The following is a 12505-nucleotide window of genomic DNA, read 5'->3' on the forward strand; positions in this document are numbered from 1 at the left end:
GCAAAATTTTTTTGAAGGGCGACATAGCAATGATCAACGATGATCAAAACACTCCGACTTCTCTGGACTTAGCTCAAATTCGTGAAGATATCGACTCTGTTGATATGCAGATTCAACAACTTATCAATCGTCGTGCGAAACTAGCTGAGGCAGTTGCAAAAGCAAAATTTGCTGCTGAAGAGAATCCATTGTTTTATCGTCCTGAACGTGAAGCACAAGTTTTACGTAAAGTTATGGATCGTAACGAAGGCCCATTGTCTGATGTGACAATGGCACGTTTATTCCGTGAGATCATGTCGGCTTGTTTAGCCCTTGAAGCACCGCAAAGTATTGCGTTCTTAGGTCCAGTTGGGACATATACACATTCGGCGGTGTTGAAACACTTTGGTCAAGACGCTGTTGTTCGCCCTCTTCCAACGATTGATGAAGTATTCCGCGAAGTAGAAGCAGGCAGTGCGCACTATGGTCTTGTGCCTGTAGAGAACTCATCTGAAGGTGTAGTGAACCACACCCTAGATTGCTTCAAATCTTCACATCTGAATGTTATTGGTGAAGTGGAGCTGCGTATTCATCACCAGTTCCTAGTGTCTGAAAACACACGTAAAGACAGCATTAAACAAATTTATGCTCATCAACAAACTTTGGCGCAATGCCGTGGTTGGTTAGATGCTCATTATCCAGGTGTAGAACGTGTTGCACTCAGTTCAAATGCAGAAGCTGCACGCCGTATTCGCAATGAATGGCACTCAGCAGCAATTGCTTCTGAAGTCGCTGCGAACATTTACAACCTTGAAATTTTGCATAGCAATATTGAAGACAATCCTGAAAATACTACTCGTTTCTTGGTGATTGGTCGTGAGAAAGTGCCACCATCTGGCAATGATAAAACTTCATTGTTGATTTCTGCGCATGACCGTGCGGGGGCCTTACTTGAAATTCTTGCACCGTTTGCCAAGCATAATATTAGCTTAACAAGTATCGAAACACGTCCTGCATTACCAGAAAAATGGGCTTATGTATTCTTTGTGGACTTGGAAGGTCATGTTGAGCAAGAAAACGTGAAAGCGGCAATTGAAGAAATTCGTCCGTTAGTAAAAGAAATTCGTGTATTGGGTTCATATCCGATTGCTGTTCTTTAAGATCACAACTGTGATCAATTCCATCAGGAGTTGATCACCTTCATCATTTGAAAAAACTGGAAGTGTAAAATGACGTTTGTCCCAGCCAATGAAGGCATTGCAAAGCTAAAGCCTTACCAACCAGGTAAACCAATTAGTGAACTTGAGCGTGAGTTGGGTATTACAGATATCGTAAAACTCGCATCAAATGAAAACCCATTGGGTTGTTCTGACAAAGTGAAAGAAGCGGTTGCTGCTGAACTTGCAGAAATTGGTCGATATCCGGATGGTGGCGGTTTTATTTTGAAAGACCAAGTTGAAAAACAATTTGGTATTGCACATGACCGTATTACGTTGGGTAATGGTTCAAACGATCTTCTAGAAATTTTTGCTCGTGCTTTTGTTTCAGAGCAAGACTCTGTGGTGTATAGCCAACACGCATTTGCTGTGTATGGTCTGGTTACTCAAGCGATTAATGCTGAAGCGATTGAAGTGCCTGCAAAAGGTTTTTCACATGACCTAGATGCAATGGCTGCGGCAATCAAAGACAATACTAAATTGATTTTTATTGCGAACCCAAATAATCCAACAGGTACATGGTTTGAAGAAGCTGAATTTGAAGCGTTCATGCAAAAAGTACCTGCAAATGTGATCGTGGTTTTAGATGAAGCCTATGTGGAATATTTCCCAGAAAACTTCAACAGCTTGAAATTCTTAGATCAATACGCAAACTTAATCGTTAGCCGTACCATGTCAAAATGCTATGGCTTGGCTGCGTTACGTGTTGGTTTTGCCTTGGCTTCAGTTGAAGTGACGGATTTCCTCAATCGTATTCGTCAACCATTTAACGTCAACCATTTAGCAATGGTTGCTGCAGTTGCTGCACTTAAAGATGAAGCGTTCATTGAAAAATCACGCGTAGTGAACAAAGCGGGTATGGCTCAACTTGAGTCAGGCTTTGATGCTTTAGGTTTAGCGTATGTACCTTCACGTGCCAACTTCATTTTAGTAAATGTAAAAGCAGATCCTGCACAGACTTTCAATGCTTTATTAAAAGAAGGTGTGATTGTTCGTCCAGTTGGTATCCCTGAGCATTTACGTGTATCAATTGGGACTGAAGCTGAAAATGCTAAATTCTTAGCGGCATTGGCTAAAGTTTTGGGCTTAGAGGTTAAAGCTTAAGTCATGTCTGTGCCACTATTTGAAAAAGTTGCTTTTATTGGGCTTGGACTGATTGGCTCAAGCCTAGCTCGTGTCATGATTGCTGAAGGATTGGCTAAGGAAATTGTGGCGTCTACGCGTTCACAAAAAACTTTAGAAGATGCAAAAGCTTTAGGGCTTATTCAGCAGGGTTATAGCGATCCTGCTGAAGCGGTCAAAGGTGCAGATCTCGTTGTCTTGGCTTTGCCTGTACGTGCGACACAAAAAGTCCTTGAAGCGATCAAGCCTTATCTATCCGAACAGACGATTATTACCGATGTTGGAAGTACCAAAGGCAATGTCGTTGATGCAGCGAAAGCAGTCTATGGTGAGCAATTACCTGCTGGTTTTGTACCAGGGCATCCGATTGCTGGGGCTGAACTGACAGGTGTGCATGCCGGTAAAGTGGATTTATTTGCTAATCACAAAGTGATTTTGACACCTTTACCTAGCAGTGCAGATTGGGCTGTAGAGAAACTGATTCAATTGTGGCAAGCTGCTAAAGCGGAAGTGATTTGCATGGATGTGGAAAAACACGATGAAGTGTTGGCCCATACCAGTCATCTTCCGCATTTGATGGCATTTAACTTGGTTGAGCAACTCGCGAACCGAGAAGACAATTTAGATATTTTCCGTTATGCCGCTGGCGGTTTTCGTGATTTCTCACGCATTGCTGCAAGCGACCCACATATGTGGCATGACATCTTTTTTGCCAATAAAAAGGCAATTTTAAATGCGGTGGATGGCTTTGAAAAACAATTGGCTATTCTTCGCAAACTGATTGAAGATGAAAACTCACAAGCGTTGATGGGACTGTTGGGACATGCACAAGCGGCACGTCAACATTTCAATCACATGCTCGCAAAGAAACCACTGATGGAGAAAAATAAAGTGACGACACAGCAATTCAAAATTTTACCGGGTCCAAAGCAATTCCAAGGTAAATTTACTGTGCCAGGTGATAAATCTGTGTCGCATCGCTCTATCATGTTTGGTGCTATTGCAGAAGGTACAACGCACGTCACTGGTTTCCTTGAAGGTGAAGATGCCTTGGCAACCCTCCAAGCATTCCGCGATATGGGTGTAAGTATTGAAGGCCCTAAAAATGGTGAAGTCACCATTCATGGTGTAGGCATGCATGGTTTAAAAGCACCGGCAGGCGCTTTGTATATGGGTAACTCAGGCACTTCAATGCGTTTGCTTTCAGGCATGTTGTCGGCACAGAAGTTTGATTCGGTGATGACGGGTGATGCGTCATTATCAAAACGTCCAATGGAACGTATTGCCAAACCATTACGTGAAATGGGTGCGCAAATTCAAACTACAGGTGAGCGTGGTACGCCGCCCGTGTCTATTTCCGGAAGTCAAAACCTGAAAGGTATTCACTACGACTTACCAATGGCATCTGCACAAGTAAAATCCGGTATTTTGTTGGCTGGTCTTTGGGCGGAAGGTGAAACTGTTGTCACTGAGCCGGAACCAACACGTGACCATTCAGAGCGTATGCTTCGTGCATTTGGTTATGACGTGAAAACAGAAGGCAACCGCATTTCACTTCAAGGTGGCGGCAAGTTAGTCGGTACAGACATTCAAGTACCCTCTGACATTTCATCTGCAGCATTCTTTATGGTGGGTGCAGCGATTACCGAAGGTTCAGATGTCACACTCGAAGCGGTCGGCATTAATCCAACCCGTACAGGTGTGATCGAAATTTTAAAACAGATGGGCGCTGACCTGACTGTTGAAAATGAACGTATCGCTGGCGGTGAGCCGATTGCAGATATTCGTATTCGTGGTTCACGTACACTCAAAGGCATTCATATGCCAGAAGATCAAGTGCCATTGGCGATTGATGAATTCCCAGCGTTATTTATTGCAGCGGCATGTGCAGAAGGTCAAACCATTTTGACCGGTGCAGCTGAACTTCGAGTGAAAGAGTCGGATCGTATTCAAGTGATGGCAGATGGCCTAAAAATTATGGGTATCGATTGTACGCCAACCGAGGACGGCATTATCATTGAAGGTCAAGGCAAAGCGGGTGAGTGGGGTGCAATCTTCACAGGTGGTCAAATCGAATCACATCATGACCACCGTATTGCAATGAGCTTCTCAATGGCAGGTTTACGTACTTCGGGTGAAATTAATATCGTGGGTACAGAAACTGTTGCGACCAGCTTCCCGACATTTACAGAGCTAGCGACTCAAGCCGGTTTAACGATTGCGGTAAGTGAATAAATAATTCACTAAATTTGTATATTTATTCAACAACAGCCAAGCAAATGCTTGGCTGTTTGGTTTTAATTGCTTATGCTAAAACTATACAACAAGAATGTCTTTGGATAGATACATGAGAAAACTACAATTCACCGCCCATAGCGATTCAAATCGAGTTGAAAGCAGTGCTGATACGCAAACTCAAGTGGCTGAGTTTTTAGCAAGTAAGCTTGAGAAATATGGCTTTCAAACGTTATCGCAAAGTGGTGATCAGATTGCAGTCAGTGTCGATCAACATGAATTGCCACTTTCAGTGACATGTCAGGGGCAGGATGAATCAGGTCGTCTAGTCTGTGAAATTACCTCTTATCCAGATGAAGACCAAGATTGGTTAGATCGTATTACTGAGCAAAGTTTGTTGAATCAATTGGCTCAAGCGGTCGAAAACAGTTTAAAAGAAGAAGACTCGTATAGTGAGTTTCAATGGAAACAAATGACGAAATGAACTGAAAAATTGAATTAAAAATCATCTATAAAAAAGCAGCATAGTGCTGCTTTTTTATTTTTTAACGGAATGTATCGAACAACGTTATAGACATTCAATATTGATAGGATTAATAGTTCGATTGCTCTTTTTCACATAGTCACACATTTTTTCTGACTCTTGTTCATTGAGTCCCCAAAACACGATCACACCACGTTGATCAGTCAATTTACTATCGCTTAAATAAATATAATGGGTGTCATGATAGTTTTTATCGAGCATATCTTTATATTTTTGATCGGTAAAAGATGAACAAGACGAAATTTCAGCTTCTTTACACACCGAGTCACTTGAACAGCGTTGCTTAAAGGTTGAAATCATATTCATGGTGTCAGTGCTGTTGAGTTGGGCTTCACACACTTGGCTGTTGGGAAAGTCATAGACCATCTTTAAGCTAAAATCACGACCATTGACATTCATCTTGTATGACGCAGTCAAATAGGCTTTGGGACCATCATTGGTTGCAACCGTAGATGCAGGCAAATTCGTTGTTGTGGAGGGCGTTGAATTAAAATAATAAACCAAAGCTGCAATGCCTAGACTTAAAATCACAGCAACAATAAATTTCATTTTTCCCTCTAAATTTTATCTTAATTTTTTGGGGTATTATTTCTGTAGTTAGTCATTTAAACAAGTAAATTATTGGTTTTTCGATAAAAAATTGAGGCGTAATCAAAATTAAACGAGCGTCGGCTTAGGTCATTACATGTTGAATAGATAATGATCACCAATGCATTTAAATGATGGATAAATCGAAAAGTGATATAGGTGAATTTATCTGGAATATTTGTTGAATTAAGCAGTCAATAGGCAAAAAAAATGAGCCAGATAAGCTGACTCATTTTTTGTTTTCTAGACTAAAAAGCGTGAAATCGCGATACGAAGCTGTTTTAGATAACCCGTAAAAAAGTGGTTTGCACCGGGTAAAACCGTGATTAAATGGCGCTGCGGTTTGGCCCATTGAATTAGGTCAGATAATAGTGTGACATTATCTTCTTCACCGTGAATAAATAAAATATCACCCTTAATATGCGGCGTCACATAGTGACGTACACCTGCAACTGTTGTAGTTGGTAGTCCGCATAAAATAGTCTGTACAGGCTGTAATTCTACAGGCAATAGGGCATAGCATTTAGTCATGACATTTGCACCAAAACTAAAACCGCCTGCATAAAATGGTAGGTTTGGATGTAGGTTACGCGCAAATTCAATAACTTGCATGGTGTCTTTGGTTTCACCATTGCCTTCGTCATGTATTCCTGCACTTTGGCCAGAACCACGGAAACTTGGGCGATAGACAACATAGCCACGTTCTAAGAACATTTGCGCTAAAAGCACAGGTACTTTGTGCTGTGGTGTGCCACCTTGCAATGGGTGAGGGTGTGTAACTACCGCGAATCCTTTCACTTCACCCTGTGGATAATCAACAAAAATTTCAAGCTGACCAACAGGCCCTTGAATGAACAGTTGTTCTGACATAATGACTAAAATGTGAAAGCGGGAGAGTCGCATAGTTTACAGATTATGTTTATCAAAAACACAGATTGGATTTGAAAATACTCTACTGTTATAGTTTGTTTAATTAAAAATTAATCAGGATGTTTATGCTCGCTTTAATTTCTCCAGCAAAAACTTTAGATTACGAAACCCCTTTACCGACTGAAAAATTCACTCAACCACGGCTATTAGATCATTCTGAAGAATTAATCTCAGTCGCACGTAAATTGTCGGTAAGTGAAATTTCAAGCTTGATGAGTGTCAGTGAGAAAATTGCGACTTTAAATGTTGAGCGCTTCCGAGATTGGCAGCCTGATTTTGATTTTGCCAATGCACGCCAAGCAATCTTTGCCTTTAAAGGTGATGTATATACCGGTTTAGATGCTTATCAACTTGCAAACACAGACCTTGAATATGCACAAACCCATTTGCGTATGCTCTCGGGTCTCTATGGTTTATTGCGTCCGCTTGATTTAATGATGCCATATCGTTTAGAGATGGGGACCAAGTTGCAAAACCCACGTGGACATAACTTGTACGAGTTTTGGGATAATACAATCACCAATCTCATCAATGACGATTTGGAAAAAGCCGGCTCTGAACTTTTGGTCAACATCGCTTCAGATGAATACTATAAGTCGGTCAAAGAATCAAAAATTAAAGCCGAAATCATCAAACCTGTTTTTCTGGATCAAAAGAACGGCAAATATAAAGTCATCAGCTTCTATGCCAAAAAAGCACGTGGCCTAATGGCGCGTTATTTGTTGGAAAATAAAATTGAACGTATTGAAGATATCAAGTCGTTCAATACCGATGGTTATTATTTCGATGCAGAGAGTAGCTTAAAGGGCGAATTGGTCTTTAAGCGAGACGAACAACAAGCCGCTTAATTTCGAAATTGAAAAACTTAGACCGAAAAGAATATGAATAGCCGCTGCTTAGAACTCAGCGGCTTTTTTTATCTTCTTCATTCGAGATGTAATGGTGGGTCTGTGAAATTGATCGTGCTTTAAATTTCGCAGGTGAAATGATCTATGATTTGAGGCTTTTTGCGGAAAAGGCTTCGAAAAAACATTCAGTTATTATCTTGTCTATCAGTCTAAAATATATTACAAAGTTAACATTGATCGAACAAATAGCTTATTAAATGACTTAATAAGATATAAAATTGTGAAATACATCACTTTTTTGTTTAAGTTTTTTGTTATTATAGCTAAATATTTAAACATGAATAAAATTTTGTTATGAAAAAAATACTGATACCAATTTTTATACTCAGCATTGTGTTTTTAGGGTTTAGTGTTTATAAGAATGCAGAGTTAAAGCGACAGCAAGAAATTAATCAGGTGTTCAATGATGATTTGAGCGCATCACCTTATATGCGCTAAAAAAAATCAATCTTGCTGCTTTTGCATTGAGCTCAAGCATGGTCTTGAAGTGTTCGTTTAAATATTGATATTTTATTTTTATATATAATAATTTGAAACTTTATAAAGAAAACAATGTCTTAAATTTACTAAATTGAAAAGCGATGAAAATGTGGAAACATTAAAAAATCAATGTGTTATAATTTGCCGAAATTAATTTGATCAGTATTTATTGATATTAAATACGAATTAAATGACATAAATAGAGGAGCTGCATAGGTTTATGCAGCTTTTTTGTTTGCAAATTTCAACATTTGTACCGTGTTGTATGTTGTTGAAAATAGGATTTTTTAACGCCTACAATCTGCCTAATTGGCATATTCGTTGCTTAGGCATACACAAAATTAATGATGAATACATCACATGATTAATTTTGTGGAATGCTTATATGCATAAAGTTTACTTCATAGGGGCTAGGTCATGACGACTCCTAATCCATCTTCCGAGAACATGCTTGAACGTCTGTTTAAACTGAGCGAAAACAAAACCAGTTTCAAAACAGAAGTCATTGCAGGTGTAACTACTTTCTTGACAATGTGTTACATCATTATTGTCAATCCAATGATTTTGTCCGAAACGGGTATGGATCATGGCGCTGTTTTTGTCGCAACGTGTCTAGCAGCAGCCATTGGCTGTTTAGTAATGGGTATTGTTGCTAACTATCCAATTGCCCTAGCACCGGGTATGGGCTTAAATGCTTACTTTACCTATTCTGTATGTTTGGGTATGGGCGTGGAATGGCAAACTGCTTTAGCAGCTGTTTTTGTCTCTGGCCTTGTTTTTATCGCTATCAGCATGTTCAAAATCCGTGAAGCGATTGTCAATGCGATTCCAATGTCGCTTAAACTGGCGATCGGCGGCGGTATTGGTTTATTCCTTGCACTGGTTTCTTTGAAAAATGCCGGCATTATTGTTGATAACCCTGCAACACTGGTCAGTCTGGGTGATTTAAAACAGCCGTCTGTCTTGTTGGCTTTACTTGGCTTCTTGATGGTTGTGGTTATGCATCACTTCAAAGTACGTGGTGCAATCATCATCAGTATTTTGGTGATTACTGCAATTTCAACCCTACTGGGCTTCAACGAATTTAAAGGTGTTGTAGGTGCTATTCCTTCAATCGCTCCAACATTCATGCAAATGAACTTCGAAGGTCTATTCACAGCAAGTTTGATTGGCGTAATCTTTGTATTCTTCTTGGTTGATTTATTTGACTCTACAGGTACATTGGTCGGTGTATCACACCGTGCAGGCTTATTAAAAGACGGTAAATTACCACGTTTGAAGAAAGCATTATTTGCTGACTCATCTGCAATTGTTGCGGGTGCGGCATTGGGTACGTCTTCGACTACGCCTTATATTGAATCATCAGCAGGTGTTGCTGCCGGTGGTCGTACAGGTTTAACTGCAGTTGTAGTTGCTGTATTGTTTATTTTGGCATTGTTCTTAGCACCACTTGCTCAGTCTGTACCAGGTTTTGCAACTGCGCCAGCATTATTGTTTGTTGGTGTGTTGATGATTCAAGGTATCGTTCATATTGAGTGGGATGATATTACTGAAGCAGTCCCTGCATTCTTAACAATTGTATTTATGCCGTTTACGTATTCAATTGCAGACGGTATTGCAATGGGCTTCATTAGCTATGCATTGGTTAAATTGCTGACAGGTAAAGCGAAAACTGTACCGTATATGGTTTGGATTATTGCTGTACTTTGGGCATTGAAATTTGCTGCATTTGGCGGTTAATACTGTCAAATAGCGAAAGGGTGTAAACTCAGTTTGCACCCTTTTTTATTTTTATGAGGATAAGAGATGGATCAACTTGAGCTGATTCGCGCTTTGCCAAAAGCAGAGCTACATGTGCATATTGAAGGGACATTTGAGCCTGAACTCATGTTTGCAATTGCCCAACGCAACAATATTGCAATCCCTTATCAATCAGTCGAAGAATTAAAAGAAGCGTATAACTTTCATAATTTACAGTCTTTTTTAGACATTTATTATGCAGGTGCAAATGTACTGATTCATGAGCAAGATTTTTATGATTTAGCATGGGCATACTTTGAAAAATGTGCAGAAGATCATGTGGTTCATACCGAAATGTTCTTCGACCCACAAACTCATACAGACCGTGGGGTTGCTTTTGAAACTGTCTTGAATGGTTTACAGCGTGCTTGTGATGATGCCAAAGCAAAACTTGGCATTAGCTCACATCTGATTATGTGCTTCTTGCGTCATTTATCTGAAGACGCAGCATTTGCAACATTAGAACAAGCTTTACCATATAAAGATCAAATTATTGGTGTCGGTTTAGATTCGAGTGAAGTGGGTCATCCACCATCAAAATTCGAACGTGTTTTTGCAAAAGCCCGTGAAGCAGGTTTTCTTATCGTTGCGCATGCAGGGGAAGAAGGTCCAGCAGAATACGTATGGGAAGCCTTGGATTTGCTGAAAGTAAATCGTGTTGACCATGGTGTACGTTCAGAAGAAGATCCTGCTTTGATGCAGCGTTTAATTGCAGAAAAAATGCCATTAACCGTTTGCCCGCTAAGCAATTTAAAGCTCTGCGTGGTCAATGATATGGCTGAGCATAATATTCGCCGTCTATTGCAACAAGGTGTGCATGTCACTGTGAATTCAGATGATCCATCGTACTTTGGTGGTTATATGAATGATAACTTCATTGCGATCACCAAAGCACTTGATCTAAGCAACGCAGAGTTAAAGCAATTGGCAATTAACTCTTTTGAAGCATCATTTATTTCAGATGCTGAAAAACAAGCTTGGATTAAAAAGATTGAAGCGTTGAATTAATAATCAGCGTATAATCTCAGGCAGTGAATATTCACTGCCTTTTTTATGTTTAAATCATGCTTTTCTCTCATTCAAATCGCTCTATATTTGCCTCATCGATTACATTTTTAGCCTCAGTATTGATTTCATCCGCTGCTATTGCAGATAAATCAAGTTTAAGTCAGCGTATGCTAAAGCCCGTGATTGAATATCAATGCTCGCAAGAATTAAATACTTCTAAAATTTGGAAAGGTGCTGCGTTGTTTATGAGTGCTCAACAGAAAAAAGACAATCAAGCTGCGATTTGTCAGTGCGTGAGTGAACATGCCATGGATGATATCGGTGCGAAAGATCTGATGACTGCTGCAGTGAATGAAACTGAAAAGAATAAACTGATTTCTAAAGCGGTTTTGAATAGTATGCGCGGCTGTGCTCAGCAAGTGCTGAATTAAAAGATAATGCTTAAAAAAAGCCACATGATGTGACTTTTTTTTGTCTTTATTAGGGTTTTGGTTGTCGTGTCATGCTTTTGAGCACATGGTCTTTATCAATGAAATGATGTTTCAGCGCTGCCACAATATGACCCACTAAGAGCAAGCCTGCTGCCCAAGAAATCCAAATATGTAGAGGTTTCACGATGGCCAATAATTCAGGATTATCTTGTACCAAGCGTGGTATTTCAAACAAATACAATACAGGGGCAGGGTGACCTGCACTCCAACTAAATAAGCAACCCGTGATCGGTAAAGCCAGTAGTACAAAATACAGTGCTAAATGACCCAAATGTGCCAAGGTTTTCATGCCGGATGACATACTGTCAGGTAATTCAGGTGCGGGGTGGGTATAGCGCCAAAAGATTCGTATCACCACCAAAAAAATAATCGTAGTCGCAATATTTTTATGGAGGGTAATGACTTGTCCTTTAAAGCTGCCATCGACGTCATAACTTAGAAAATTGCCACTATAAAAGCCAATTAACCATGCCACGATGAAAATGATCGCCATCAGCCAATGTAAGACCTGAGCTGTTCGAGTGTAGTATTGTGTGTTATTGCTCATGTTGATTATTTAAGCGTCCAATCTTATGTAGATTCTAATACAGACCACAAAAATATGCGTCGTTTAAAATCGGGACACAGTGTTGTGAATATGCAACACAGGCTTTGATGATTAACTACACAGTTACCGAATTTATTTTAAATAGTCATATCAGATGAAGTGTGATTTGGGGCACAATATGCGCGTTGATGAACATAACAAAGGAAATATTCGTGAAAAAATTAGTTGCTGTTCTAGCGCCTTTAGCGCTTGTTCTTTCTGCATGTGCTGCGACTGGAACAACAGGTACAAGTTCTACAGGTACAACTTCAGCAAACAGCTTGGCAATGATGGCTGTTAAAGTGGGTGTTCAGGCGAAATGCGTGACTGAGTTGAATAACAACAGCTATTGGAAAACAGGTTCAAAATTATTAACAGAAACTCAAAAATCTGAACTGCAAACTGAAGTTTGTTCATGTGTAGGCGAGAAAGCGACAACTAGCGTGACTGCAACGGATTTGGTTGTAGCAGCAATGGATAAAACTTCACAAGCAAATCTTGCGGCTAAAATCGTGACAAATACTTTAAATGCTTGCGTGATCGAAACATTTAAAAACTAAGATTTAGAACATTTTATACGACCCTGACATTGGTTTTGCTGTGAATCAGCAAATCTA

At 39.9% G+C, this 12505-nt stretch carries 12 protein-coding genes; 9 read left to right on the forward strand and 3 right to left on the reverse strand.

The genetic code is table 11. The annotated features are described in order from the left end of the window. Positions 1–29 precede the first annotated feature (29 nt). The 4 genes from pheA to FTU12_RS06060 all read left to right on the forward strand — a co-directional run bounded on the left by pheA (position 30) and on the right by FTU12_RS06060 (position 5037). Positions 30–1139 (forward strand): prephenate dehydratase, encoded by a 1110-nt coding sequence (gene pheA / locus FTU12_RS06045; RefSeq protein WP_180027224.1) that lies wholly within the window; start codon positions 30–32, stop codon positions 1137–1139. A 69-nt stretch (positions 1140–1208) separates the two neighbouring features. Then, positions 1209–2300, forward strand: coding sequence for a histidinol-phosphate transaminase (gene hisC / locus FTU12_RS06050; protein WP_180010858.1), 1092 nt, complete (start codon positions 1209–1211; stop codon positions 2298–2300). Positions 2301–2303: 3 nt separating this feature from the next. Next, positions 2304–4553, forward strand: coding sequence for a bifunctional prephenate dehydrogenase/3-phosphoshikimate 1-carboxyvinyltransferase (locus tag FTU12_RS06055; RefSeq protein ID WP_180095076.1), 2250 nt, complete (start codon positions 2304–2306; stop codon positions 4551–4553). A 112-nt stretch (positions 4554–4665) separates the two neighbouring features. Continuing rightward, the gene (locus tag FTU12_RS06060) at positions 4666–5037 is read left to right on the forward strand and encodes a hypothetical protein (RefSeq protein WP_180010854.1); all 372 of its coding nucleotides are present in this window, start codon (positions 4666–4668) and stop codon (positions 5035–5037) included. 84 nt (positions 5038–5121) lie between these two features. Here the strand turns inward: FTU12_RS06060 and FTU12_RS06065 are convergent, their stop codons facing one another. Together FTU12_RS06065 and FTU12_RS06070 are read right to left on the reverse strand one after the other, a co-directional pair. Beyond that, positions 5122–5646, reverse strand: coding sequence for a hypothetical protein (locus FTU12_RS06065; protein WP_180027222.1), 525 nt, complete (start codon positions 5644–5646; stop codon positions 5122–5124). Positions 5647–5928: 282 nt separating this feature from the next. Beyond that, on the reverse strand, positions 5929–6555 hold the full coding sequence (locus FTU12_RS06070) for an alpha/beta hydrolase (RefSeq protein ID WP_180113964.1): 627 nt from the start codon (positions 6553–6555) through the stop codon (positions 5929–5931). 125 nt (positions 6556–6680) lie between these two features. On the opposite strand from FTU12_RS06070, the gene yaaA reads away from it, so the two are divergent. The 4 genes from yaaA (at position 6681) to FTU12_RS06090 (ending at position 11242) form a co-directional block, all read left to right on the forward strand. Next, positions 6681–7463 (forward strand): peroxide stress protein YaaA, encoded by a 783-nt coding sequence (gene yaaA, locus FTU12_RS06075; RefSeq protein WP_180113965.1) that lies wholly within the window; start codon positions 6681–6683, stop codon positions 7461–7463. A 957-nt stretch (positions 7464–8420) separates the two neighbouring features. Beyond that, complete coding sequence (locus FTU12_RS06080; protein WP_180113966.1) at positions 8421–9743, forward strand: NCS2 family permease; 1323 nt, start codon at positions 8421–8423, stop codon at positions 9741–9743. A 66-nt stretch (positions 9744–9809) separates the two neighbouring features. Then, complete coding sequence (locus tag FTU12_RS06085; RefSeq protein WP_180113967.1) at positions 9810–10811, forward strand: adenosine deaminase; 1002 nt, start codon at positions 9810–9812, stop codon at positions 10809–10811. Between the two features lie 56 nt (positions 10812–10867). Next, positions 10868–11242 carry a hypothetical protein gene (locus tag FTU12_RS06090; protein WP_180074068.1) on the forward strand — a complete coding sequence of 125 codons (375 nt, stop codon included), beginning with the start codon at positions 10868–10870 and terminating at the stop codon, positions 11240–11242. Between the two features lie 49 nt (positions 11243–11291). On the opposite strand, the gene FTU12_RS06095 is transcribed toward FTU12_RS06090, so the two are convergent. Continuing rightward, positions 11292–11849: a cytochrome b gene (locus FTU12_RS06095; RefSeq protein WP_180009411.1), complete on the reverse strand. Its 558-nt coding sequence runs from the start codon at positions 11847–11849 to the stop codon at positions 11292–11294. 212 nt (positions 11850–12061) lie between these two features. Here FTU12_RS06095 and FTU12_RS06100 point away from each other — a divergent pair, with 212 nt between their 5' ends. Continuing rightward, entirely contained in the window at positions 12062–12448 is a 387-nt protein-coding gene (locus tag FTU12_RS06100) for a hypothetical protein (protein WP_168379346.1), read from the forward strand. The last annotated feature ends 57 nt before the right edge of the window (positions 12449–12505 follow it).

It is taken from the genome of Acinetobacter sp. YH12063 (assembly GCF_013419715.1).
Lineage (GTDB): Bacteria > Pseudomonadota > Gammaproteobacteria > Pseudomonadales > Moraxellaceae > Acinetobacter > Acinetobacter amyesii.